This is a genomic window from Mycobacterium attenuatum, from assembly GCF_900566085.1.
GTDB classification, from domain to species: Bacteria; Actinomycetota; Actinomycetes; order Mycobacteriales; family Mycobacteriaceae; genus Mycobacterium; species Mycobacterium attenuatum.
This window is the reverse complement of record NZ_UPHT01000099.1, coordinates 14111-38358: the sequence shown is the minus strand read 5'-3', so window position 1 is coordinate 38358 and position 24248 is coordinate 14111. Positions and strand designations below refer to the sequence as shown.

Genomic DNA, 24248 nt, shown 5'->3' with positions numbered 1-24248 from the left:
CCGCCACCACCGCCCACCACCGAGATCCCGACAGCGACGGAGACGCAGACCGTGACCGTGACGCCTCCACCCCCGCCACCACCGGCGACCACGGCGGCCCCGCCTCCGGCGACGACGACGGCGGCGGCGCCACCGGCGACGACTACCACCACGCCGGCTGGTCCCCGACAAGTCACCTATTCGGTGACCGGCACCAAGGCGCCGGGTGACATCATCTCGGTCACCTATGTCGACGCCTCCGGTCGGCGGCGCACGCAGCACAATGTCTATATCCCGTGGTCGATGACCGTCACTCCCATCTCGCAATCTGACGTGGGCTCGGTGGAGGCGTCCAGCCTTTTCCGGGTCAGCAAACTGAACTGCTCGATCACCACCAGCGACGGGACGGTGCTGTCATCAAACAACAACGACGCACCGCAGACGAGCTGCTGATGCTCGGCAGATACTCGGCATACCGGCGCGGTCCCGACGGCATCGTGGCTCCCGTTGTCGTCGACCGCATCCTCATCGGAGCTTGCGCGGCGGTCTGGCTGGTGCTGGTGGGCGTGAGCGTGGCCGCCGCGGTCGCACTGGCCGATCTCGGACGCGGCTTTCACAAGGTGGCCAGGGACTCGCACACCACCTGGGTGTTGTACACCGTCATCATCATCTCCGCATTGATCATCGCGGGCGCGATTCCGGTGTTGTTGCGCGCTCGCCGCATGTCGGGGGCGGACTCGGCGCCGAGGCCGGCGCTGTCATCTGCGCAGGGCAGGCGCCCGGCTAGACCGGCGCAACCGGCCGTGCGCGCGGTAAGCGGTCCGACCCGCCGAGACCACGTCAGAGCCTTCGAGGCGGCCACCGACTGGTCCGGCGAGGCGGTGGACCGAATCTGGCTGCGGGGAACCGTCACGTTGACCGGTGCCATCGGTACTGCACTGATCGCGGTTGCGTTGGCGACGTATCTGATGGCTGTCGGTCACGACGGCGCATCGTGGGCCAGCTACGCTGTCGCAGCGGTGATCACCGCGGGAATGCCGGCGATCGAGTGGTACCACGTCCGGCAGCTGCGACGCACGCTGGCCCACCGATAGCGCCCGGGCAAACGGCGAACGCCGGGTCGGTCTGCAAGTTTCCCGTGACGCCGACTGGTCATCGGCGGATAGTGCGGGCGTTGCCCGGGCCGCGGATCCGACGACTGCTGCACACCTACCGCTGGTCGGGTTCGGGGAGGACCGGCTGACTGGCCGAGGGATTGACCGGGGCGGGACGCCGCTATCGGCGCAGTTCCAGCCTGATCCGCCCGCGTTGCCGGTCCCTAGTGCTCGCCGTGCTCGTCGTTGGGCGAACCGGCTATGCCGTCCTGGTATTCGCGTAGCGCGGTCAGCGCACGTTGTTCGGCGGCATGACCGGCCTCCCGCAGTGCCGCGTCCTCCGACGCCGGATCGGCGGACAAGAAGCTGCCAATGCCAGGCGCACCGGCCGAGCCCAACTTGTTCATTCGCTTGGGAACGGCAGCACCTTGGTACTCCAGCGGCAGCGGATGACCGTGTTCGTCGACCGGGCCGAGCGGCTGGTGCAGCTCGATGTAGGCCCCATGCGGCAGCCGCTTGATGATGCCGGTCTCCACGCCGTGCTCGAGCACCGCACGGTCACTGCGCTGCAGGCCGATGGACCACCGGTAGCTGATGAAGTACACGAACGGTGGCAGCACCACCATGCCGATACGGCCAATCCAGGTCGTCGCGTTCAGCGAAATGTGGAACTTGAACGCGATGATGTCGTTCATGGCCGCCAGAGTGAGCACCATGTAGAACGCGATTGCCATCGCGCCCACTGCCGTGCGCACCGGTGCGTCGCGTGGCCGTTGCAGCAGGTTGTGATGTGCGTAATCGCCGGTGAACCGCTTCTCTAAGAACGGGTAAACGATCAGCAGGATAAAGACCAAGCCCATGATCAGCGCCACCCACACCACGGCGGGAATGGTGTGGTGCCAGAAGTAGAACTCCCAGGGCGGCCAGATACGTGCTAAACCCTCCGTCCACATCATGTAGAAGTCCGGCTGCGAGCCGGCCGACACCTGTGACGGCTTGTACGGACCGAGATTCCAGATCGGGTTGATCTGCAGCAGGCCGCCCATCAGGCCCAGAACGCCGACGATTGCGGCGAAAAATGCGCCGGACTTAAATGCGAACACCGGCATGACCCGCACCCCGATGACGTTGTGCTCGGTCCGCCCGGGGCCTGGGAACTGGGTGTGCTTCTGGAACCACACCAACGCCAGATGAATGCCGATCAGCGCCAGGATGATTCCGGGCAGCAGCAGAATGTGCAGCGCATAGAGCCGAGGAATCAGGATGGTGCCCGGGAAATCACCCCCGAACAACGCCCAGTGCAACCAGGTTCCGATCACCGGCATGCCGAGGGTGATCGAGGAGAGCGCTGCCCGCAGGCCGATACCCGACAGCAGGTCGTCGGGCAGCGAGTAGCCGAAGTAGCCCTCGAACATTGACAGGATCAGCAGCAGCGAGCCGATGACCCAGTTGGCCTCACGGGGCCGTCGGAACGCGCCGGTGAAGAAAATCCGCGCCAGGTGCACCATGATCGCCGCGGAGAACATCAACGCGGCCCAGTGGTGGATCTGGCGGACGAACAATCCGCCTCGGACTTCGAAGGAGATGTTCAGTGCCGTTTCGTAGGCGCGCGACATCTCGACGCCGCGCAATGGTTGATAGACGCCGTTGTAGGTGACCTCGGTCATCGACGGGTCGAAGAACAGCGTCAGGTACACGCCGGTGAGCAACAGCACGATGAAGCTGTACAGCGCGATCTCGCCGAGCAGGAACGACCAGTGCGTGGGAAAGACCTTGTTCAGCTGCCTGCGCAGGGCGGCGGAGGGGTGATAACGGGTATCGATGTCTTCGGCTTGGCGAGCCAGCACGTCGCCGATTTTCGGAGGACGAAGATTCGGACTCATGATGTTGTGCGCTCCCAGAATGCCGGTCCGACGGGCTCGATGAAGTCGCCGTTGGCGACGAAAAATCCTTTGGAGTCGATGGTGATGGGCAGTTGCGCCAACGCGCGGGCCGCCGGGCCGAATATTGGCTTGGCGAAATGCAGTGCGTCGAACTGCGACTGATGACACGGGCACAGGATTCGGTAGCTCTGCTGCTCGTACAGCGATGCCGGGCAACCCAGGTGCGAGCAGACCTTGGTGTAGGCGAAAAACTCGCCGAAGTTAAAGCTTTCCTGCCCTTGGCGTTTGACCACTTTGCCCAAATCGCTTGGCTTGATGCGGATGAGCATCACCGGGTTGCGGATACCCATCGCGATGGCCTGCAACTTCTCATGTGATTCCACGGTGGTGCCATCACCGTCGGATTCCCGCCATGGAAACACCGTCTCCATGCCGCCGGCGTCCATGTCCTCGGGGCGCATTTTGATAAACGGCGGCCCGTCGTGCAAACCGGTGGCCCGCGCCAGATAGATCGTCTCGCCCTTGTAGCGCGGGGTCCAGCCGGAGGTCCACAGCTCGGCCTTCATTCCCTCGGCGGTGGGGACGACCGGTTTCCACGGGTTCTTGATCAGGCCACCGACGAACGCGACCAAGGTGCCCAGTCCGAACGCACCCAATCCCATGCCCAAAGACAGCCCGATGAGTTTACGGCGCCGGATGGTCGAGCTCTCGAAGGCGTCGGTCAGGTTTGCCACCACCGTCTTGCGGTCGATCTCGCGAGACGCTCCGTCGTGCCGGTCCTGGATCGTGATCTCTTCCGGGATGAAGCGTTTCTGGAACAGCACGGCCCCGATTGCGATCGCCAGGATCGACAGACCGAAGGTCAGCCCGTACAGCGGGGTGGCAAGGGAGTACAGGAAGTTTCCCGACTCTCCCTGGGCCTTGTACTGCCAGGGCCAGAAGAGGAAAACCAGCAGCAGGGCGAGTCCGAACACACCGCCCAGCAACAGCCACACGGCCACGCCGCGCTCGGCGCGCTTCTCGGCCCTGGTGCCTTCGACCGGCCAGCGGGGCTCCTTGTAGGCGATCTGGACACCGTCGAGCTTGCCGCCCAGGTCGAGCAGTTCCTGCTGCGACATCGCGGCCAGCGCCGCCTCATTCGGTTCGTGGGGTGCACCGGGGCCTTTATCGGTGTCCGAGCCAAGGCCGGTTTTGCCGTCGCCGGTCACGGGAGACCCGTCGCTCATGATCGCGCCCCAATCCACAGTGCCAGCCCGATGGCGGCGACCATGCCGATGATCCACATCGCCATGCCCTCGGGCGCAGGTCCGAATCCGCCGAGGCCGTAGCCGCCCGGCGACCGCTCCTCGGCGACGGTCCGCACGTAGGCGATGATGTCCTTCTTGGCTTCGAAGGACAGCTGGCGATCGCCGAACTTCGGCATGTTCTGCGGCCCGGTCAGCATCGCGGTCAGGATTTGCTGCTCATTGGCGGGTCCGAGGTCGGGCGCGTACTTGCCCGACGAGAGCGCGCCGCCCTTGCCGGTGAAGTTGTGGCAGGAGGCACAGTTGAGGCGAAACAAGTCGCCGCCGCGTCCCAGGTCGTCTCCCCGCAGGGACTTGGTGGCGATGCTGCCGTCGGGGTTGCGGACCACGGTGGGCCCGCCCCCGTTGGCTTGCACATAGGCACCGAGAGCGTCGATCTGGGCCTCGTCGAAGATCGGCTCCTTGCGCTGCGCCTGAGCCTCCCCCCGCATGGCGGGCATCCGGCCCGTCGAGACTTGGAAGTAGACGGCCGCCTCGCCGACGCCGATCAGGCTGGGCCCGTGGTCGGGCACGCCCTGCAGGTTGGCGCCGTGGCAGGACACGCACGACGTGTCGAACAACTGCTTGCCGGTGCGTAGCAGCGCTGAGGACGACTCGTCGGCGACGGCCACCTGCGGGGTGGGTGTCAGGACGGCAGCCAGGCCGCCGGCGATGGTCAGCGCTATGACCAGCAGCAGCCCGCCCGACAACCGCCGGTGCAGACGCTGCCGCGAGCGACTGTTCCGCTGCGCGCTGCCACCGGATCGGGTGAATCCCAGTCTTTTCAACTGAGCACTCCTATTCATGCCTGTTCGGGGTCCGTGCCTGTTCGAGGGGGCCGGCTTATCGGATGAAATAGATCACGGTGAACAGCGCGATCCACACGATGTCCACGAAATGCCAGTAGTAGGAGACGACGATGCTGGCGGTTGCCTGCGCCGGGGTGAACTTGCTCATCCCGGTCCGGACCAGCAAGAAGATGAAGGCGATCAAACCACCGGTCACGTGTAAGCCGTGGAACCCCGTCGCCAGGTAGAACACGCTGCCGTAGGCGCTGCCCGGGATGGTCGTCCCGTGCGTGGCCAGGTGGTAGTACTCGTAGCCCTGACCAAGGATGAAGAACAGGCCCATCAGGAAGGTGATCACGTACCAGCGGCGCAGGCCGAACACGTCGCCGCGTTCGGCGGCGAATACCCCCATCTGGCAGGTGAACGACGACGCGATCAACACCAGCGTCACCGGCACCGCCTGATAGAGATTGAGCTCGGTCGGCGGCGGCGGCCACTTCCCGCCGGACTGAGCGCGCGCGGTGAAGTACATCGCGAACAGACCAGCAAAGAACATCAATTCACTGGAAAGCCACACTATGGTGCCGACACTGACCATGTTCGGTCTGTTCAGCGAATGCACGCGCGACGTGATGGCAGTACCCGAGGTCCCTACAGCACTCGTCACATCCGCAAGTATGACGCTTTGTAGTTGTCGAACTCTACCCGGGTCACAATTTCGTTTTCCGCGCGTCGTTTTGCAGCCGCGTCGCGCCGGGTTACCGGCCCTTGCCGGGCGCGTGTTGGGAGGTGGCCAGCGGGCATGCGACCATCGGCGCGTGCCTCGCTCGCGTGAAGGATTCCCCGGTGGTTCGCGTCCGGCGGTCTCGGCTTCGGTGTCGGTGTCGGTGCCGGCGTCGGGGACCTCTTCGGGGACCTCTTGGCCACAGGTTCTGGGTCGCTTGACGGCCGGGAGCAATTTGGCGCGGGGTCAGGCGGCCTGGGCGATGGATCAGATCGTGACCGGTGCGGCGCGGCCGGCCCAGATCGCCGCATTCGCGGTGGCGATGACGATGAAAGCGCCCACTTCGGACGAGGTCAGCGAATTGGCCGGAGTGATGCTCGACCACGCGCGCCCGATGCCGGCCCACGCAATTCCGGATGACGCCGTCGACATCGTCGGTACCGGTGGCGACGGCGTCAACACCGTCAACTTGTCCACCATGTCGGCCATCGTGGTGGCGGCCGCGGGTGTGCCGGTGGTCAAACACGGCAACCGGGCCGCGTCGTCGTTATCCGGGGGGGCCGACACCCTCGAAGCGCTCGGGGTGCGCATCGACCTCGACGCCGCTCAGGTGGCGCGCAGCGTCGCCGAAGTCGGGATCGGGTTTTGCTTTGCGCCGCAATTCCATCCGTCGTACCGGCACGCCTCGGTGGTGCGCCGCGAGATCGGCGTGCCTACGGTGTTCAATCTCCTTGGGCCGCTGACCAATCCAGCGCTACCGCGGGCTGGGTTGATCGGCTGTGCATTCGCTGATCTTGCCGAAGTGATGGCCGGCGTGTTTGCCGCGCGCCGGTCCAGCGTGCTGGTGGTACACGGTGACGACGGGCTCGACGAGTTGACCACGACGACCACCAGCACGATCTGGCGGGTGCAGGCGGGCACGGTGGACAAACTGACTTTCGATCCTGCGGGATTCGGGTTCCCGCGGGCCGAACTCGACGAATTGCTGGGTGGTGACGCGCAGGCCAATGCGGCCGAAGCCCGCGCGGTGCTGGGTGGGGCCGCGGGCCCGGTCCGGGATGCGGTGGTGCTCAACGCCGCCGGCGCGATCGTCGCCCATGCCGGGCTATCCAGCCGGGCTGAATGGCTGCCTGCGTGGGAGGACGGCTTGCAGCGGGCCAGCGCCGCGATCGACAGCGGCGCGGCCGAACAATTGCTGGCGCGATGGGTGCGGTTCAGTAAGCAGTTCTGAGCTGCCGGTCCGGGGGTGCGACGCCCGGTAGGGCGGGTCCTGGTCGGGGCAGACCCGTCGCATCGGGCCGGGTGCCTGCTCGACGGCCAGCCGCGCCGAACGTGCCCATGCCGCCCACGCCGCCCATGCGCCGGCGCAGCGCACCGGCGTGGCCCAGCCGTCGTCGTGCCCGGCGACTCGAACGATGCGCACGCCCGGGGCCGCGAGCCAGCGTGCGATGAGCGCCGTCTCCTCCACCAGCGCGCCGCCGAGCGGCGCCTCGGCGGGCAAAATCGCCTGAGCGCCGGCCTGCAGCGCGTCGACTACGGGCATCGGGGGCACGCCGCGCCTGGCGGTTCCGGCCGCAGCCAATTGGCCATGGCGGATCACGGCAAAGTAGTAGCCACCGCTGCCGTCCGGCGTCGCGGCGATCAACTCGGGCAGCTCGGCCAGCGTCCGCAGCCGCTGACCACGCCACAGGGTCTCGATGGTGGCGGCGATATGGTCGCGCAGGCGTGCCGCGCTCTCGTAGCGATGCCGCTCGGCCAGGGCGGTGACGTGGCGAACCGCGGCGGCCAGCGCGGTGTTGTCCCGCCCGTCGATCAGATCCGTTGCGCGCTGCACGGCTTCGGCGTATCGGTCGGCGGTCAGGTCGCGCGCGGCGGGACACGGTGACACCTCCAACTCGGGACAGGCCGGCCCGTGCAGTGCCGACCGTGCCAGCCGCCTGGTGCAGGTTCGGAGCCCGGTGAAGCGAGCCAGCAGGGTGGCCGTCTCGGCGGCATCGCCCCGGGACCGAAACGGGCCGATGGCCCGGCTGTGTCGAGGAGCGCGAACGACGGCCAGGCGCGGAAACGCTTCGTCGCTGAGAACCACCCACCACCAACGGTGGGGAAATCTCGATCTGCGGTTGTACGGGGGCGCATGTGCGGCCAGCATTCGAAGCTCACGCACCCCGGCTTCCAGTGGGTGGGCGCACTCGACGTGGTCGACCCCAGTGGCTAGGGCGACCATTTCCTTGATCCGGCCGCGGGGGTCGGCGCCGTTGAAGTATTGGCTTACCCGACGACGCAGGTCGACCGCGGTGCCGACGTAGAGCACTTCGCCCGACGGTCCCCGGAACACATAGATTCCGGGGCGGTTCGGCAAGCCGGCGGCCAGCACCCGTTTGCGGCGCTGCGCCGGGGTCACGTTGGGCAGATACGAACGCAGGTCCGCGTAAGTGTGCACACCCTGGTTGCCCACCCGCTCGATCAGGGCATGCAGGACCTCGACGGTGGCCCGGGCATCGTCGAGGGCGCGATGCGTGGGTTGGGCGGCGACGGAAAACAGCCGCGCCAGTTCTGCCAGTCGCACGCTGGGTGCTTCCTCCCGGGAGAGCACCCGCCGGGCCAGCCGGACCGTGCACAGGACGTTCGGCCGCGGCCAGGCGATGTCGCAGCGTCGAGTTGCTGCCCGCAGGAACCCGATATCGAACCCGGCATTGTGGGCGACCAGTACCGAGCTGCCCGCGAACTCGAGAAACATCGGCAGGACCGCGTCGATGGTGGGGGCGTCGCGCACCATGGCCGTGGTGATTCCGGTCAGCTGCACGATCTGGGGCGGGATGCTGCGCTGCGGGTCCACCAGCGTGGCGAACTCGCCGAGGACGGTTCCGCCGCGTACTTTGATCGCTCCGATCTCGGTGATGGCGTCCGCCTCGGTGCCCTTGGTGCGCCCACCGGTGGTTTCCAAGTCGACTACGACGAAGGTGGTCTCGCGCAGCGGCAGCTCGTCGGCCGACGCGGCGTCGATGCCGGAAAAAGCAAGCGGGTCGAGCCCGGCGAGACTCAGCTGAGTCCCACCGCTCATACCCATGGCGGTGAGGTTAGGCAGCGGTACCGACAGCCAACGGTTCCCACGCCGCCACGTCAGTCGTCATCGTCGTTGGCTCCGCCCGGAATGGGGAGCCAGCAAGCGGTTCCCACGAAACCGGGCCGGGTCGAGCCAGGTGGTCCGGGTCGGTCCGTGCGCCACCCCAAGGCACGAGGCGGTGCACAGCGATGTACAGCGGTGCACAGCGATGTACAGCGATGTACAGCGATGTACGAGGAAGCAACCCAACTGTGGAGTAGCCACTCCGGAATCCCCGGCAGTGCGTCCGGGAAGGCGTGTCAACCCGGCCAGTGTCCGACGCCAGCCGCCACGGGGAGGCCGGCCAGTTCCTCAACGGTGATCGCGGTCATTCTGGTAGCCGGACTCCGATGGGTGGCCACCGACTCGCGCGGCCGCCTCGGACATGACAGCGGCGACTTGTTCGGCGATATGCCCGAGATAGGCATCCGGCGACACGGCCGCTGCCAGATTGGGGTCGCGACGCGCGACGAGAGCGGCGAACGAGGCGCCACTTTCGACGGAGGCGGTGACCATGGCTTCCAATTCGTCGTGAGCGGCCTGGCGGCCGAGTGTCGGTGCCAAGCGCATCATCACCGATTCCGCCATGATCAGCCCGTGGGTCCGGCCGAGATTGGCCGCCATCGCCGCGGTGTCGACGTGCAGCCCGGCCAGCACGTCTGCTGCAGTTCGCGCAGCGCCGCCGCAGACACCCAGCGCCGGGGCCACCGCATGCCACTCGAGTGACCAGACAGCAGTCGCCCGTTCCGCGTCAGCGACGGCGGCATCGAGGGCAAGGTCCAGGTATGAGCGAGTCAGACGTGCGGCTCGAAGGAGCTGTTGTGCGCCTATTGGATTTCGTTTCTGCGGCATGGTGCTGCTGACGCCGCGCCCGGGCGCGCTGGGCTCGCTCAGCTCGGCGACTTCGGTCTGGGAACCCACGACGATGTCCAGCCCGATCTTGCCCAACGACGCCGCCACCTGTGCGGCCCAGGCGACAACCTCGACGAAGCGGTCGCGGGTGGCATGCCAGCTGATTAACGGCGCGGCCAAACCCAGACGCCGGGCCAGCTCGCGACGGACGTCCATGCCGTGCGGCGCCATGGCGGCGAGACTGCCGACAGCGCCACCGAGCTGAACTACCGCGACACGGTGCCGCAACTCGGCGAGCCGGTCCAGATGGCGCAGCAGAGGTGCGGTCCAGGACGCCACCCGGTAGCCGAAGGTGATCGGCAGGGCGTGCTGCAGCTGGCTGCGACCGACCATGACCGCACTGCCGTGCTGGGCTTCCAGCTCCATCAGCGCGGCCAACGTGTGCAGGAGATCCCGCTCAATGACGTCCAGCGCCGCGACGATCTGCAGGACCGCGGCGGTGTCCATGATGTCTTGGGTGGTGGCCCCCCAATGGGCGTACTGCCCCAGACCGTCGGGCACAATCTCGGCGAGTTGTTCGACGAGGCCGACGATCGGATAACCGGCCGCCGACGTGCGATGGGCGAGGCGCGCGATATCGAGGTTGTCGGGTGTCACGGCGCGCAGCGCCGCCGCGACCTCGGCCGGGATGATGTCCAGGTCGGCTTGCGCCGCGGCAAGTTCCGTCTCGACCTGCAGGAATCGCGCCAGCAAACCTCGCTCGCCGAGGATCGCTCGCAGCTCGTCGGTGGTATGCAAGCCGCCGAACACCGAGCTGTCCAGCGCAGATAACGCCGTCGACAGGATCATCGCCACTCCTGGGTGCCGAAGTATGTGGGTGTCGCGGGGCGGACCTACGTTACACGCGACACAAGGGCGCGTGCTGCAGATTGGCGGCGAAGGCGTGGCTCCATCAGCTCGCGCGCGAAATCTGGTGCGGGGCTGCTCTCTCGCCGGTCTCTGCGGCGGCTTCGAGTTTCCGACAGGGACACCAGCCGGGCCCACCGTGTCTGCCGAGAGCGCTCAACACCAGGTCATCTCAACGGGTTGCAGTCGGTGGTTGGGGCGTTCGAGGGCACCCGTCAAAACCAATTGTCAGTGATGGCCGTTAGCGTTCGGCGCAGCACGACTTGGCGAGCGAAAGCCCTACGGAAAGGAGCGGCATTGATGGCGCAAGGCAGCGGTACCGAAAGCACCGGCGGCCCCGCAGAGGCGGAGGAGCCGGTGGTCATTGACTGTGACGAGTGCGCCGTGCGGGGGCAAGCCTGCCGCGATTGCGTGGTGAGCGTGTTGCTCGGGGTGCCGGACTGGTTGTCGCACGACGAGCGAGCGGCGCTCGAGACACTCGCCGATGCCGGGTTAGCGCCGAGGTTGCGGCTGGTCCCGATCCGTCGCGATTGCGCGCCGGGTCAGACGTCGGGTGTGGCCTGATCGAGCCTGTATGGTGGGGAAGCGCAAAGAAGCGCTCTCACACGAAAATGACAGAAATCTTGCCATTTTCTTAACTCCCCCCTTTGGACAAAAGCCGAGACCGTTTCGTAACCTGTTTGAGACCTAAACCAGCTCGACGGCGCTAGGCCGATGGCAGTTTAAGGAAGCAAATCTTGAGGCTCGACTGTAGGCATTCGATCGCGCGCGTCGTCAAGCGGTCCGCAGTCGCTTCGTTGGCGAGCTTCACCGTGTTGTCCGGCGTCTTGGCCGCGACGGCAATGGCCGACCCCGCTGACGATGCGCTGGCGAAACTCAACGAGTTGTCGCGGCAGGCCGAACAGACCACCGAGGCGATGCACAGCGCGGAACTCGACCTGAACGCGAAGCTCGCGGCCCAACAGGCCGCGGAACGAAAGCTCGCCGAGGATCAGGCCGCGGTGGCCGCCGCGAAAGCGCGCCTGGCCACCTTCCAGACCGCCGTGAACAAGGTTGCGGCCGCCACCTACATGGGTGGCCGCACCAACGGCTTGGACGCGATTTTGACGGCAGAATCGCCGCAGCTGCTGATCGACGGGCTCTCGGTGCAGCGGGTGATGGCACGTCAAATGTCCACGCAAATGGCCGGTTTCAAGGCCGTCGGAGAAGAGGCGGCCAAGGCTGAGCAGGCTTCGGCCAAGTCGGCTGCCGATGCCAAGTCCGCTGCCGAGCAGGCTGCGGCGGTGCGGGCCAATCTGCAGCACAAGCAGAGCCAGCTGCAGGTGCAAATCGCCGTCGTCAAGTCGCAATACCAGGCCCTGACGCCGGAGCAGCGCACCGCGCTTGCCGACCCGGGCCCGGTCCCGGCGCGGGTACCGGATGTCCCCGGACCGGCGCCCGAAGGACTGCCGCCCGGTGCTCCGCCCGAGGGCGTACCGGCGCCCGGTGAAGCGCCGCCTCCGGGCGGAGTCTCCGATATACCGTTCCTGGCTCCTGGCGGTGGCGGGGACCGGGCGAGCGTGGTGCAGGCTGCGCTGACCCAGGTCGGTACTCCCTACGCCTGGGGTGGTGCGGCGCCCGGCGGATTCGACTGCTCGGGCCTGGTCATGTGGGCGTTCCAGCAAGCCGGCATCGCGTTGCCGCATTCCAGCCAGGCCCTGGCCCATGGTGGTCAGCCGGTGGCCCTGTCGGACCTGCAGCCCGGTGATGTTCTGACCTTCTATTCCGACGCCTCGCATGCCGGCATCTATATCGGTGACGGTCTGATGGTCCACTCGTCCACGTTCGGCCAGCCGGTGCGGGTGGTGCCGATGACCTCCTCGGGCCCGATCTACGACGCCCGTCGCTACTGACCACCTCGTGGCGTGGCTTCGCCGCCGGCCTCGGTGGCTGTCGATCATGCTGGCCTTCGTCTTTGTGGCCGAGCTGGTCGCGGCGGCCCCTCTGCCGGCCCGTCCGCTGCGCGACGGCCCGGCGCCACCGTCAGCGGCGCGAGTCGACGCCCACCGAATCCAGGTGGTCGTCGCAGGGCGCATCGTCTCGCTGATCGGCCTCGGCGACGCCGACAGTGAACGCCTGCTATCCGGTGTGGTAGCGAACCTCGGTGCCGCGATCGACGCGGTCACGGCCTTCTGGGGCACCAATTGGCCGCACCAGATCTCGGTTGTGGCGGCCGGTTCCGACCAGCAGTTTCGGATCGCCGCCGGCGGCGGAGCAGCGTCGCAATGGGTCGATATCGCTGCGGTCACCGTCGTCGACCACGTCGATAACACCCGCCGCACAGCTACCGGCCAACGCATCGTCTTCGCGCCAGGCGCCGCCGGCATGAGCCCGGCGGCGCTGCGAATTGTGTTGACGCATGAGCTTTTTCACTATGCAGCGCGCATGGATACCGCAACCGATGCGCCGCGTTGGCTGACCGAGGGAGTAGCCGATTTCGTCGCCAGACCGGCGACCAGCCCGGTCGCAGAAGCGGTACCCGCGGTGTTGCCGTCCGATGCCGACCTGGGCTCTGCCGGACCGCAGCGGTCGTTGGCATATGACCGGGCGTGGTGGTTTGCCCGGTTCATCGCAGAGACCTACGGGACTACGGTGTTGCGCGAGCTGTACCTGGCAGCCTGTGGCGCCGGACATCCCAACTTCGCAACCGCCGCGCGCGCCGTACTCGACACCGACCCTGCCGGCCTGCTTGTCCGCTGGCAGCGATGGCTGACCCGGTTAGCCTGACCCAGGTGAGTCGGATTCTGCTGGTAACCAACGATTTTCCGCCCAGACGCGGTGGCATCCAGTCCTACCTGGGGGAGTTCGTCGGTCGGCTGGTCGATACCGGATCGCATTCGGTGACGGTGTACGCACCGCATTGGAAGGGGGCGCCGGCGTATGACGATGCGGCCTGGGCGGCCGGTTATCGGGTGGTGCGCCATCCCGGCACGCTGATGCTGCCGGTCCCGACCGTCGACAGCCGAATGCGCCGCCTGATCGCCGAGTACGACATCGATACCGTCTGGTTCGGGGCGGCCGCGCCGCTCGCGCTGCTGGCGCCGCGTGCGCGTCAGGCCGGTGCCACCCGGATAGTGGCCAGCACGCATGGGCATGAAGTGGGTTGGTCGATGCTTCCGGTCGCGCGGTCGGTGTTACGCCGCATCGGCGACACCGCTGACGTGGTGACCTTCGTAAGTCGCTACACCCAAGCCCGCTTCGCCCCCGCTTTCGGACCCGCCGCCGCGCTGGAATACCTGCCGCCGGGCGTGGACAGCGACCGGTTCCGGCCCGACCCGGCGGCGCGCGCCGAACTGCGTAAGCGTTACCGGCTCGACGAGCGGCCCGTGGTGGTGTGCCTGTCCCGGCTGGTGCCGCGCAAGGGCCAGGACATGCTGATCAAAGCGCTGCCGGCGATCCGCCGGTGCGTCGACGGGGCGGCGCTGGTGATCGTCGGAGGCGGCCCCTATCTGCAGACGCTGCGCAAGCTGGCCAAGGATCGCGGCGTGGCCGGCCACGTGACGTTCACCGGCGGCATACCGGGCGACGAACTACCGGCCCACCACGCGTTGGCCGACGTGTTCGCGATGCCGTGCCGCACCCGCGGTGCCGGACTGGACGTCGAGGGCTTGGGCATTGTGTTTCTCGAGGCTTCGGCAAGCGGCGTGCCGGTAATCGCCGGCGACTCCGGCGGCGCGCCCGAAACGGTGCAGCACGACAAGACCGGGTTGGTGGTTGACGGTACCTCGGTGACCAAGGTGGCAGACGCCGTCACTGGGCTGCTGATCGATCGTGATCGCGCCGCCGCCATGGGCGCTGCGGGACGGGAATGGGTGCGGGCGCAGTGGCGCTGGGACACGCTGGCCGCCCGGCTGGCTGGCCTGCTGCGCGCCTAAAGGTCGCGACTGCTCGCGCCATTAGCCGGTGTAGATCGCCTCGATCTCGCCGGCGAATTTCTCGGCCACGACCTTGCGCTTGACCTTCATCGTCGGTGTCAGCTCGCCGGTGTCCTCGGTGAAGTCGACACCCAGAATGCGGAACTTGCGGATCGACTCGGCATGCGACACCACCAGATTGGCGTGTTTGACGGCCGCATCGATGTCGGCCACCAGGTCCGGATCGGTGGCCAAGTCGCCCACCGACGCGTCGGCGGGCTTGCTGTTGCGCTGCTTCCAGCCAACGAACGCTTCCGGGTCGATGGTGACCAGCGCGCCGATGAACGGCTTGGCATCTCCGACCACCATTGCCTGACTGATCAGCGGGTGTGCCCGCAGCTGGTCCTCCAACACGGCGGGGGCGACGTTCTTACCGCCGGCGGTGACGATGAGCTCCTTCTTGCGGCCGGTGATGCTCAAGAACCCGTCTTCGTCGATCGCGCCCAGATCACCGGTGCGGAACCAGCCGTCGGTGAAGGCCTCCTCCGTGGCTTGCTCGTTGCGCCAATAGCCGCTGAACAGCACGCCGCCGCGTACCAACAGCTCCTGGTCGCCGGCGATGCGTAAGCTGTTGCCGGGCACCAGCTTTCCCACCGTCCCGATCCTGAGGGCGCCCACCTGGTTGACGGTGATCGCCGCGCTGGTCTCGGTCAGACCGTAGCCCTCGTAGATTGTCAAGCCCACGCCGCGGTAGAAGTGGCCCAGCCGCGCGCCCAGCGGCGCGCCGCCGGACACCGCCGCATGGCAGTCACCCCCGAGCGCCGCGCGCAGCTTGCAGTAGACCAGGCGATCGAAGAGCGCATGCCGGGCGCGCAGCAGCAGCCCCGGACGGCCGCTATCGAAGGCCCGGCTCCAATCCACCGCTGTCTGCGCGGCACGCTTGAAAATCGCTCCTTTGCCGTCGTTCGCGGCATTCTGCTCGGCGGTGTTGTACACCTTCTCGAAAACCCGGGGCACCGAGACCACCACCGTCGGCTTGAATACCGCGAACAGCGGCAGCAGATTCTTGATGTCGCTGGTGAACCCCACGGTCACTTTGCTGGCGAACGCCGACAGCGTCAGTGCCCGCGCCAGCACGTGGGCAAGCGGCAAGAACACCAGGAGCCGCTGTCCCGGGCACAGCAGCGTGGGCAGGCATTCGCGAGTGCCGCGAATCTCGTGCAGCAGGTTGGAATGCGTGAGCTGGCAGCCTTTGGGGCGTCCGGTGGTGCCCGACGTGTAGATGAGCGTCGCCGGATCGTCGGCTCGCAGGGCCTCGAGGCGGGTGGTCAGCTGCGGCGGGTCAACCGATGCGCCCTCCTCGGCAAGCTGGTCGAGCGCTTTGCGGCCGGAGGCGTCGATATGCAGTACGCGGCGTAACGCCGGCAGGTCAGAGCTGAGCTCGGTAACCATAGCGGCATGCGCGTCGGTTTCGGCGAACGCCAGTACGGCTTCCGAATTCTGTAGGACCCAGCGCACCTGCTCGGCCGAGGAAGTCTCGTAGATCGGCACCGTGACCGCCCCCACCGCCAGGATGGCTAGGTCCAGGATTGCCCACTCGTAGCGGGTGGCCGAAAATATGGACACCCGATCACCGGCCTGCACCCCCAGCGCTATCAAACCCAGTGCCGCAGCGCGTACCTGACGGGCCGCTTCTGCGCAGGTCACGTCAGTCCAGACGCCGTCGACCAAACGTTGGTAGATGACGTACCCGGGGTCGTCGCGCTCGTGCTCGAAAACCATGGCCGCGATGTTGTCGCGTTTGTCGACGGCAAAGCGGGCAGGGACACTGTACTGACGCACGTTATGGACCTCGCTCCAACCGATGCTTTTGCGGGTAGACCCCCGCGCCCCAGCCTAGCCGGGCATTCGGGCGGCCCGATGATTGCTGCCGGAGATCACTGCAAATGACCTGAGGGCCGTTGCTTGCCTGTCGCGACCCGGTCGCTACGTGGTCGCTAAGTGAGTCGCCAAATGGGTATGTGAAGCTGTGGCGGTGAACAGCATCCAGATCGCGGACCAGACATATATCGCCGCCGACGGCGCGCGGGTGGGAGCTGCGATTGCCGACCCGTCGAATTGGCGCCGGTGGTGGCCTGATCTGCGGCTGGAGGTCACCGAGGACCGTGCCGACAAGGGCATCAGGTGGGCGGTTACCGGCGCCCTGACCGGCACCATGGAAATCTGGCTGGAACCCTCGATGGACGGGGTGGTGCTGCACTACTTCCTGCACGCCGAACCGACCGCGGCAGCAGCCTGGCAATTGGCCCGGATGAATCTCGCCAAAATAACGCATCGCCGCCGGGTGGCAGCGAAGAAAATGGCGTTCGAGGTCAAAACCACACTGGAACAAGCGCGCCCCGTCGGGGTTTCTCCGGTAGTTTAACCGGGTCGAGTGGGGCTCGAGGAGGGCTCAATCTGGGCATCGGGAGTACCGTTTCCGCCGAGCGGCGGGTGTTCCCGCGAGGTCGACGCGCGCTGCGCGGAAATTGGGAAAGGGACTGGCCAGGTGGCGGACAAGACGAGGCAGACCATCTACATCGACGCGGCTCCAGGCGAGGTGATGAAGGCGATCGCCGACATCGAGGCCTACCCGGAATGGATTTCGGAGTACAAGGAAGTCGAGGTCCTCGAGGCTGACGACGAGGGTTACCCGCAGCGGGCCCGGATGTTGATGGACGCGACCATCTTCAGGGACACCCTGATCATGGCCTACCAGTGGCCGGCGGATCGCCAATCGCTGAGCTGGACCCTGGAATCCAGTTCGCTGCTGAAGGCTCTTGAGGGCTCATATATCTTGGAGCCCAAGGGTTCTGGCACCGAGGTGACCTATGAGCTCTCCGTCGACCTCGCGGTCCCGATGATCGGGATGCTCAAGCGCAAGGCCGAACGCAGGTTGATCGACGGCGCCTTGAAGGATCTGAAGAAACGAGTCGAGGCTGAGTGAATCCAGTGAATTCCGGGCACCTACCCCGGCCCGGATCAGTCTGTTCGTAGGTAAAGGCGGGGTAGGAAAATCCACGCTGGCGGCCGCGACCGCGGTTTGCGATGCCAGTGCTGGTCAGCGAGTGCTGCTGGTATCCACCGACCAGGCGCATTCGCTGGGCGATGTGCTGGGCATCTCGGTTCCGCCGACCGGGCGGGGCGAGCCGGTCCGCGTTCTTGCCGACCTCGAAACGGGGCGATTCGAGCCCGACGGCGGCCTTCTCGACGCCCTGGCGCTGGACACCTTGGCGCTGCTCGAGGACAGGTGGCGAGACGTCGTCGACGCCCTCGACCTGCGATTCCCCGGCTCCGAACTGAGCAGCGTTGCGCCAGAAGAACTCTCGGCATTTCCCGGGATTCAGGAAGTGCTGGGCCTGCACGCCGTCGGCAAGCTTGCTACCAGCGGACGTTGGGATCGCGTCGTCGTCGACTGCGCCTCTACCGCTGATGCGCTGCGGATGCTGACGCTGCCCGCGACCTTGGGGCTGTACGTCGAGCGGGCGTGGCCGCGGCATCGCAGGCTCGCCGTCGACGACAACCGATCCGCCGCGCTGGTGGCCTTGCTGGAGCGCACCAGCGACAGTGTGGACCGGCTCAGCGCGTTGCTGAGCGACGGTGACCTGGTGGGCGCGCATCTGGTGCTGACCCCCGAGCGGGTGGTAGCGGCCGAGGCAGCACGGACCCTGGGTTCGTTGGCGCTGATGGGCATACGCGTCGAAGAATTGCTGGTCAACCAGGTGCTGGTCCGGGACGAAACCTACGAGTACCGCAGCCTTCCCGACCACCCGGCCTTTTATTGGTATGCCGAGCGCATCTCCGAACAACGCGCCGTCCTGGAAGAGCTCGACGCCACCATTGGTGACCTGGCTCTGGTGCTGGTTCCGCACCTGTCCGGCGAGCCGATCGGCCCCAAGGCGCTGGGTGGGCTACTCGACAGTGCCCGCCGTCGGCGGGGGTCGGCGCCGCCGGGCCCGCTGCGCCCTATTGTGGATCTGGAATCCGGGTCGGGGCTTGAGTCGGTATATCGTCTGCGGCTAGCGTTGCCCCAGCTCGATCCTGGTTCGCTGACGCTGGGCCGCGCAGACGACGACCTGATCATCAGCGCCGGCGGGGTGCGGCGCCGAGTTCGGCTGGCGTCGGTGCTGCGTAGGTGCACGGTGCTGGATGCACAGCTGCGGGGGAGTGAGCTGACCGTTCGATTTCGACCCAATCCGGAGGTGTGGCCGACATGACCGGTGTTCATACCGAGATCGGTCCCGAACTGCGTAGACTTGCGCAGGCGATCCTGGATGGGATCGACCCCGCGGTGCGTGCCGCGGCCGCGATGGCTTCCGGTTCGACGGGTGGCAAAGCGGCCGCCAAGTGCCAACAGGTGTGGTGTCCGGTATGCGCGCTGGCTGCGCTGGCCGGCGGCGAGCACCACCCGTTGCTGACGGTGATCGCCAACCACAGTGTCGCTTTGCTCAACGTGATTCGCGCCATAGTCGACGACATCGATCGATCGGCCAAACCGCCGCCGGAAGATCCGCCCGGCGGCGGCCTCACCAGCGAAACACCGCCCGAGAACGGGTCGGCGGACACCGGTGCGAAGACGCGCTACCAGCCCATCCCGGTTAGTTTGCAGGACTGAGCCCCCACCCGGCGATGGTGGTCGCAGCCACCGCAGATGGGTACAGTTGGCGCAGACATAATTCCGGTGGGGGCGAGAGGGAGGGCCATGTGGTACTACCTTTTCAAGTACGTTTTCATGGGCCCGCTCTTTATTTTGCTCGGCCGGCCGAAAATCGAAGGCTTAGAAAACATTCCGAGCTCCGGGCCGGCTATCCTCGCCAGTAACCATCTTGCCGTCGCGGACAGCTTCTACCTTCCGTTGGTCGTGCGCCGGCGCATCACGTTTCTGGCGAAGGCCGAATACTTCACCGGTACCGGGCTCAAGGGCTGGATCAACCGCTGGTTCTACAGCGTCTCCGGGCAGGTGCCCATCGACCGCACCAACGCCGACTCCGCACAGGCCGCGCTGGAAACCGCCGAACGTCTGCTGCACCAGGGCAAGCTGCTGGGCATGTACCCCGAAGGCACCCGCTCGCCTGACGGTCGTCTCTACAAGGGAAAGACCGGCCTGGCGCGGCTGGCGCTGCACACCGGGGTCCCGGTCATTCCGGTGGCGATGATCGGCACCAACGTCGTCAACCCCCCGGGCAAGAAGATGTTGCGGTTCGGCCGGGTGACCGTTCGTTTCGGCAAGCCGATGGACTTCACGCGGTTCGAGGGATTGGCCGGTAACCACTTCATTGAGCGGGCCGTCACCGACGAGGTGATGTACGAGCTGATGGGGCTTTCCGGCCAGGAGTACGTCGATATCTACGCAGCCAGTGTCAAAGACGGCAGCAATGGTGCCGGTGCTCATCCCGGTCCGAAGGACGCCGCCCGGATCCCCGAGACGGCCGCCGGTTAAATCAGGCCGCGACCGTCGGCACCGGGGTTCGCCCTGGTTCGGCCGAGCGCTCGGTGCCCATCCGGGTCGTCACGGTGAGGCCGGCGACGACGATGACCGCGACCGCCCACCACACGTAGGACATCCCGGCGAGTTGACGCCACCATTCCGCGGTAGCTTCGCGGTGCTTGGGCAGCAGATCGATCGGCGTCCATCGCATCAGTGCCAACCCGGCGACGGTTACGGCGGCCAGTGCCATATTCCGCCGCCGCCACGCCAGCACTCCGGTCACCAGCACCGCCGGCAGCATCCACACCCAGTGGTGTGACCACGAAACCGGCGAAACCACCAACCCGAACAACGCCACGCAGATCACGGCCAGGGCCGGCTCGCTGGCCCGCAGCACGGTGCGCATCGCCCATATGGTCGCCACCAGCACCATCAGCGACAGGATCACCCACAGCAGGAAGCTTTCGTGCTGCCCGAGCGGCAGTCGGGCCAGCGCACCCGCAATGTTCTGGTCGGTGTTCAACGAAGCCGAACCGATCCGATCGGTGTGATGCAGGGTATGGGTCCAGTATTCGCGGGAATCACCCCACGCCAGCGCGAAGCCGGCCACCGTTGCGGCCGCAAAGGATGCCAGGGCGGTCAGCGCCGCCCGGCCGTCCCGGCGCAGCAGGAAGTAGAGCAGAAACACCGCCGGGGTCAGCTTGAGTGCGATGCCCAAGCCCAGGAGCAGCCCGCGCGGCCACGGGGTGCGGCGCGGAAAACAATCGAGGATCACCAACGTCATCAGCACGGCGTTGATCTGGCCGAAGGCGAAGTTGGAACTCAGCGGCTCCAGCCAGATCGACGCGGGAGCCACGATGATCACCGCCAACCACAGCCGGCGCACCCAGGCCGGACTCGGCAGCAGCCTCGAGGTGGGCCAGACGTTCAGGCCGGTCAGCACCACAACCGTCGAGACGACGAGCACCACCAATGTCACCAGGGTGATCGCGACGCTGGCGGCCGGCATCTTCAGCCAGGCGAACGGACTGAACACCACCGCGGCCAGGGGAGGGTAGGTGAACGGCAGGTCCAGCCCGATAGGTGTGTGGAACTTCACGTCGCCGGTGTACAGGGGGCGCCCGTCCAACCAGGCCTGAGCGCCCATCTGATAGATGTCGATGTCGATGCGGTAGGGGATGTGCCCGAACAGCCGCCAGGCCACGTAACTCAGTGCACCGGCGGCCACCAGCCAGAGCAGGCACCATAACGCGAACCGCCCGAGTCGACTGCCCACCCCGGGCGACCGCCATGTACTCATGTCAGAGACAGCCTAATCGTTGCGAGGCGGTCGGCTTACCGCCATAGCGGGGCTCAAGCCGCTTGCGCCGCGCCGGCGTCGGCAGGCGTAGTTTTTGTGGAGTGCTCCAATGGCTGCAGCATGACATCATTGACCGGGGCCGACTGCCGTTGCTGTGCTGCCTGGTCGCCTTCATCCTGACCTTTTTTGTGACGCGCACCTTCGCCCGCATCATCCGTCGCCGCCCCGACGACGCACCACCGCCCAGCTGGTGGCAGCCCCGCAATATCTACGTCGGGTCGGTGCACGTCCACCACGTGGCCTTCGGGGTGCTGGTCGTGATGGCTTCCGGGCTGGCGCTGGTGGCGCTGTCGGTCGACGGACGCGCACCTGAGTTCGCGGTCTCGGCGACGTTTTTCGGAATCGGCGCGGCACTGGTGCTCGACGAATACGCTTTGATTCTGCACCTGTCCGACGTCTCCTGGCGATCTGGTCGGACACCAGTTCGGTGATCTGGCATGCCGCACTGGTCGGCGGTGTGGTGCTGGCGCTGCCGTTGGCGGTCGTGGTCCTACTCAAGGGCAAGGTGTGGACCGGACTGCTCGGCATGTTCATCGTGGTGCTGCTGATCGTCGGCGCGATCCGGTTGTCGCGTCCGCATGCCCCGTGGGCACGGTGGCGATACAGCGCCCGGCCGGACAAGATGCACCGTGCCCTGCAGCGTGAACGTACTCTGCGCCGCCCCGTGGTACGGGCCAAGCTGTGGCTGCAATGCGCGGTCGCCGGGACACCGCGCCTGCCCGACGAGCACGCGGTGGACGCCCGGTTGGACCTCGACGTTCATCCCGCGCCACCGCCCGAGGCTGCCGCACGCTTGCTGACCGCGGGATAGCCTGCCGGATAAACTGCGATGTGCGGTACTTCTATGACACCGAATTCATTGAAGACGGCCGCACCATCGATTTGATCTCCATCGGGGTGGTCGCCGAGGACGGCCGCGAGTACTACGCCGTCTCCACGGAGTTCGATCCGCAGCGCGCCGGCAGCTGGGTTCGCTCCCATGTGCTGCCGAAGTTGCCGTCGCCGGGTTCGCAGTTGTGGCGCTCCCGCGGGCAGATCCGCTGTGATCTGGAAAAGTTCCTCGGGGTGGGTGGCGACGACCCGATCGAGCTGTGGGCCTGGGTGGGCGCATACGACCACGTCGCCCTGTGTCAGTTGTGGGGGCCGATGCCGGAGCTGCCATCGGCGATACCGCGCTTCACTCGGGAATTGCGGCAACTCTGGGAGGACCGTGGGTGCCCCCGGCTGCCACGGCGATCGCGCGATGCCCACGACGCGTTGGTCGATGCGCGCGACCAGTTGCGGCGCTTCCGGATCATCACGTCGGCCGGCAATGCCGGGCCTCGTCCGGCGCGCGGAGCGGGCACCTTCCGCAGGGCCGGCAGCTCCCGCGCGCGGACGACCAGTGGGCGCGACCGGCGTTCCGACCCGGCGGACGGAGGGGATTGACGGCAACGTTCGGCCTGATCAGCCCAAGGCGCAGCCCGGTTACCATGTACCGATGAACTGGACCGTCGATATTCCGATCGACCAGCTGCCGCCGTTGCCGCCGTTGCCTTCCGACTTGCGAGCCCGGCTGGACGCCGCGCTGGCCAGACCGGCCGCCCAGCAGCCCAGCTGGCCCGCCGACCAGGCGCTGGCGATGCGCACGGTGCTCGAAAGTGTGCCGCCGGTGACCGTGCCTTCCGAGATCGTCCGCTTGCAGGAACAGCTGGCTCAGGTCGCCAAGGGTGAGGCATTCCTGTTGCAGGGCGGTGACTGCGCGGAGACGTTTGTTGACAACACCGAACCCCACATTCGCGGCAACGTCCGCGCCCTGCTGCAGATGGCTGTGGTGTTGACCTACGGCGCCAGCATGCCGGTGGTGAAGGTGGCCCGGATCGCTGGTCAGTACGCCAAGCCCCGGTCGGCCGACGTCGACGCGCTGGGTTTGAAGTCCTACCGCGGCGACATGATCAATGGCTTCGCGCCCGACGCCGCGGCGCGCGAACATGACGCGTCGCGGCTGGTCCGGGCGTACGCCAACGCCAGTGCGGCCATGAACCTCGTGCGTGCATTGACGTCGTCGGGCCTGGCGTCGTTGCATCTGGTGCACGATTGGAACCGGGAATTCGTCCGGACCTCGCCCGCCGGGGCCCGTTATGAGGCCCTGGCCACCGAAATCGACCGGGGTCTGCGTTTCATGAGCGCTTGCGGGGTGGCCGACCGCAATCTGCAGACCGCCGAGATCTACGCCAGCCATGAGGCATTGGTGCTCGACTACGAGCGGGCCATGTTGCGGTTGGCCCATGACTCCGAGGCCGCCGACGACGGCCCCAAACTTTATGACCTGTCGGCGCACACCGTGTGGATCGGTGAGCGGACGCGGCAACTCGACGGTGCGCACATCGCGTTCGCCGAGGTGATCGCCAACCCGATCGGGGTCAAGATCGGCCCGACGATGACACCCGAGCTGGCCGTGGAGTATGTCGAGCGCCTCGACCCGCACAACAAGCCGGGCCGGCTGACGCTGGTCAGCAGGCTCGGCAACAACAAGGTCCGTGACCTGCTGCCGCGGATCATCGAGAAGGTGCAGGCCACCGGTCACCAGGTGGTCTGGCAGTGTGACCCGATGCACGGCAATACCCATGAGTCCTCCACTGGGTACAAGACCCGTCACTTCGACCGCATCGTCGATGAAGTGCAGGGCTTTTTCGAGGTGCATCGCGCCCTCGGCACCCACCCCGGCGGCATCCATGTCGAGATCACAGGCGAAGACGTCACCGAATGTCTCGGTGGCGCACAAGATATTTCGGACAGCGATCTGGCCGGCCGCTACGAAACGGCATGTGATCCGCGGCTCAACACCCAGCAATCGCTGGAACTGGCCTTCCTGGTGGCCGAGATGCTGCGCGACTAAGGTGGCGAGGAGGCGCAAAAGCCCCCAAAACGCTTGCG

20 protein-coding genes and 3 pseudogenes are annotated in these 24248 nt (G+C 66.7%); 15 read left to right on the top strand and 8 right to left on the bottom strand.

Annotated elements, in window-relative coordinates:
* Positions 1–432 (top strand): MmpS family transport accessory protein (locus EET13_RS16790; protein ID WP_244603955.1); only part of this gene is annotated, 432 nt, incomplete at its 5' end.
* A complete protein-coding gene (locus tag EET13_RS16785; protein WP_122443339.1) occupies positions 432–1073 on the top strand; it encodes a DUF2561 family protein in 642 nt (213 codons plus the stop codon). The genes EET13_RS16790 and EET13_RS16785, both read left to right, overlap by 1 nt.
* A gap of 224 nt (positions 1074–1297) precedes the next feature.
* Here the strand turns inward: EET13_RS16785 and qcrB are convergent, their stop codons facing one another.
* Genes qcrB through ctaE form a run of 4 tightly spaced genes read right to left on the bottom strand, consistent with a single transcriptional unit; the run spans position 1298 to position 5694 of the window.
* Positions 1298–2956 (bottom strand): cytochrome bc1 complex cytochrome b subunit, encoded by a 1659-nt coding sequence (gene qcrB, locus EET13_RS16780; protein WP_122443338.1) that lies wholly within the window; start codon positions 2954–2956, stop codon positions 1298–1300.
* Positions 2953–4182: a cytochrome bc1 complex Rieske iron-sulfur subunit gene (qcrA, locus tag EET13_RS16775; protein WP_122443346.1), complete on the bottom strand. Its 1230-nt coding sequence runs from the start codon at positions 4180–4182 to the stop codon at positions 2953–2955. Before qcrA ends, qcrB begins: the two co-directional genes overlap by 4 nt.
* The gene (qcrC, locus tag EET13_RS16770; protein ID WP_122443337.1) at positions 4179–5027 is read right to left on the bottom strand and encodes a cytochrome bc1 complex diheme cytochrome c subunit; all 849 of its coding nucleotides are present in this window, start codon (positions 5025–5027) and stop codon (positions 4179–4181) included. Before qcrC ends, qcrA begins: the two co-directional genes overlap by 4 nt.
* A gap of 55 nt (positions 5028–5082) precedes the next feature.
* Positions 5083–5694, bottom strand: coding sequence for an aa3-type cytochrome oxidase subunit III (gene ctaE, locus EET13_RS16765; protein ID WP_122443336.1), 612 nt, complete (start codon positions 5692–5694; stop codon positions 5083–5085).
* Between the two features lie 151 nt (positions 5695–5845).
* On the opposite strand from ctaE, the gene trpD reads away from it, so the two are divergent.
* Positions 5846–6982, top strand: a complete 1137-nt coding sequence (trpD, locus tag EET13_RS16760) for an anthranilate phosphoribosyltransferase (protein WP_425294250.1) — start codon at positions 5846–5848, stop codon at positions 6980–6982.
* Here the strand turns inward: trpD and EET13_RS16755 are convergent.
* Together EET13_RS16755 and EET13_RS16750 are read right to left on the bottom strand one after the other, a co-directional pair.
* Positions 6920–8812, bottom strand: a pseudogene (locus EET13_RS16755) (DEDD exonuclease domain-containing protein); the annotation flags it as partial. The gene trpD and the pseudogene EET13_RS16755 sit on opposite strands and share 63 nt — an antisense overlap.
* Positions 8813–9166: 354 nt before the next feature.
* Positions 9167–10555: a class-II fumarase/aspartase family protein gene (locus tag EET13_RS16750; RefSeq protein WP_122443334.1), complete on the bottom strand. Its 1389-nt coding sequence runs from the start codon at positions 10553–10555 to the stop codon at positions 9167–9169.
* Positions 10556–10912: 357 nt separating this feature from the next.
* Between EET13_RS16750 and EET13_RS16745 the strand changes: the two genes are divergently transcribed.
* The 4 genes from EET13_RS16745 to pimB all read left to right on the top strand — a co-directional run bounded on the left by EET13_RS16745 (position 10913) and on the right by pimB (position 14526).
* Complete coding sequence (locus EET13_RS16745; protein WP_122443333.1) at positions 10913–11176, top strand: hypothetical protein; 264 nt, start codon at positions 10913–10915, stop codon at positions 11174–11176.
* 173 nt (positions 11177–11349) lie between these two features.
* Positions 11350–12504: a peptidoglycan hydrolase RipC gene (gene ripC, locus EET13_RS16740; RefSeq protein WP_122443332.1), complete on the top strand. Its 1155-nt coding sequence runs from the start codon at positions 11350–11352 to the stop codon at positions 12502–12504.
* Between the two features lie 46 nt (positions 12505–12550).
* Positions 12551–13378 carry a hypothetical protein gene (locus EET13_RS16735; protein WP_122443331.1) on the top strand — a complete coding sequence of 276 codons (828 nt, stop codon included), beginning with the start codon at positions 12551–12553 and terminating at the stop codon, positions 13376–13378.
* Positions 13379–13383: 5 nt separating this feature from the next.
* The gene (gene pimB / locus EET13_RS16730) at positions 13384–14526 is read left to right on the top strand and encodes a GDP-mannose-dependent alpha-(1-6)-phosphatidylinositol monomannoside mannosyltransferase (RefSeq protein ID WP_122443345.1); all 1143 of its coding nucleotides are present in this window, start codon (positions 13384–13386) and stop codon (positions 14524–14526) included.
* 21 nt (positions 14527–14547) lie between these two features.
* Here the strand turns inward: pimB and EET13_RS16725 are convergent, their stop codons facing one another.
* Positions 14548–16347: an AMP-dependent synthetase/ligase gene (locus EET13_RS16725; RefSeq protein ID WP_122443330.1), complete on the bottom strand. Its 1800-nt coding sequence runs from the start codon at positions 16345–16347 to the stop codon at positions 14548–14550.
* Between the two features lie 193 nt (positions 16348–16540).
* Here EET13_RS16725 and EET13_RS16720 point away from each other — a divergent pair, with 193 nt between their 5' ends.
* The 5 genes from EET13_RS16720 to EET13_RS16700 all read left to right on the top strand — a co-directional run bounded on the left by EET13_RS16720 (position 16541) and on the right by EET13_RS16700 (position 19984).
* A complete protein-coding gene (locus EET13_RS16720) occupies positions 16541–16930 on the top strand; it encodes a polyketide cyclase / dehydrase and lipid transport (RefSeq protein ID WP_122443344.1) in 390 nt (129 codons plus the stop codon).
* A 123-nt stretch (positions 16931–17053) separates the two neighbouring features.
* The gene (locus tag EET13_RS16715) at positions 17054–17491 is read left to right on the top strand and encodes an SRPBCC family protein (RefSeq protein ID WP_122443343.1); all 438 of its coding nucleotides are present in this window, start codon (positions 17054–17056) and stop codon (positions 17489–17491) included.
* Positions 17484–18761, top strand: coding sequence for an ArsA family ATPase (locus EET13_RS16710; RefSeq protein ID WP_122443329.1), 1278 nt, complete (start codon positions 17484–17486; stop codon positions 18759–18761). Before EET13_RS16715 ends, EET13_RS16710 begins: the two co-directional genes overlap by 8 nt.
* Positions 18758–19159 carry a hypothetical protein gene (locus tag EET13_RS16705; RefSeq protein ID WP_122443342.1) on the top strand — a complete coding sequence of 134 codons (402 nt, stop codon included), beginning with the start codon at positions 18758–18760 and terminating at the stop codon, positions 19157–19159. Before EET13_RS16710 ends, EET13_RS16705 begins: the two co-directional genes overlap by 4 nt.
* An 87-nt stretch (positions 19160–19246) precedes the next feature.
* The gene (locus tag EET13_RS16700) at positions 19247–19984 is read left to right on the top strand and encodes a lysophospholipid acyltransferase family protein (RefSeq protein ID WP_122443328.1); all 738 of its coding nucleotides are present in this window, start codon (positions 19247–19249) and stop codon (positions 19982–19984) included.
* Position 19985: 1 nt separating this feature from the next.
* Here EET13_RS16700 and EET13_RS16695 read toward each other — a convergent pair whose 3' ends face one another.
* A complete protein-coding gene (locus EET13_RS16695; protein WP_122443327.1) occupies positions 19986–21272 on the bottom strand; it encodes a glycosyltransferase 87 family protein in 1287 nt (428 codons plus the stop codon).
* A 101-nt stretch (positions 21273–21373) separates the two neighbouring features.
* On the opposite strand from EET13_RS16695, the pseudogene EET13_RS16690 reads away from it, so the two are divergent.
* The 3 genes and pseudogenes from EET13_RS16690 (at position 21374) to EET13_RS16680 (ending at position 24210) form a co-directional block, all read left to right on the top strand.
* Positions 21374–22143: pseudogene (locus EET13_RS16690) on the top strand (hypothetical protein).
* A gap of 20 nt (positions 22144–22163) precedes the next feature.
* Positions 22164–22667, top strand: a pseudogene (locus tag EET13_RS16685) (polyadenylate-specific 3'-exoribonuclease AS); the annotation flags it as partial.
* 145 nt (positions 22668–22812) lie between these two features.
* A complete protein-coding gene (locus tag EET13_RS16680) occupies positions 22813–24210 on the top strand; it encodes a class II 3-deoxy-7-phosphoheptulonate synthase (RefSeq protein ID WP_122443341.1) in 1398 nt (465 codons plus the stop codon).
* The last annotated feature ends 38 nt before the right edge of the window (positions 24211–24248 follow it).

Coding starts and splice junctions, on each gene's coding strand:
- EET13_RS16785 (WP_122443339.1), top strand. CDS start 432: ATGCTCGGCAGATACTCGGCATACCGGCGCGGTCCCGACGGCATCGTG.
- qcrB (WP_122443338.1), bottom strand. CDS start 2,956: ATGAGTCCGAATCTTCGTCCTCCGAAAATCGGCGACGTGCTGGCTCGC.
- qcrA (WP_122443346.1), bottom strand. CDS start 4,182: ATGAGCGACGGGTCTCCCGTGACCGGCGACGGCAAAACCGGCCTTGGC.
- EET13_RS16750 (WP_122443334.1), bottom strand. CDS start 10,555: ATGATCCTGTCGACGGCGTTATCTGCGCTGGACAGCTCGGTGTTCGGC.
- EET13_RS16745 (WP_122443333.1), top strand. CDS start 10,913: ATGGCGCAAGGCAGCGGTACCGAAAGCACCGGCGGCCCCGCAGAGGCG.
- EET13_RS16735 (WP_122443331.1), top strand. CDS start 12,551: ATGCTGGCCTTCGTCTTTGTGGCCGAGCTGGTCGCGGCGGCCCCTCTG.
- EET13_RS16705 (WP_122443342.1), top strand. CDS start 18,758: ATGACCGGTGTTCATACCGAGATCGGTCCCGAACTGCGTAGACTTGCG.
- EET13_RS16700 (WP_122443328.1), top strand. CDS start 19,247: ATGTGGTACTACCTTTTCAAGTACGTTTTCATGGGCCCGCTCTTTATT.
- EET13_RS16695 (WP_122443327.1), bottom strand. CDS start 21,272: ATGAGTACATGGCGGTCGCCCGGGGTGGGCAGTCGACTCGGGCGGTTC.
- EET13_RS16680 (WP_122443341.1), top strand. CDS start 22,813: ATGAACTGGACCGTCGATATTCCGATCGACCAGCTGCCGCCGTTGCCG.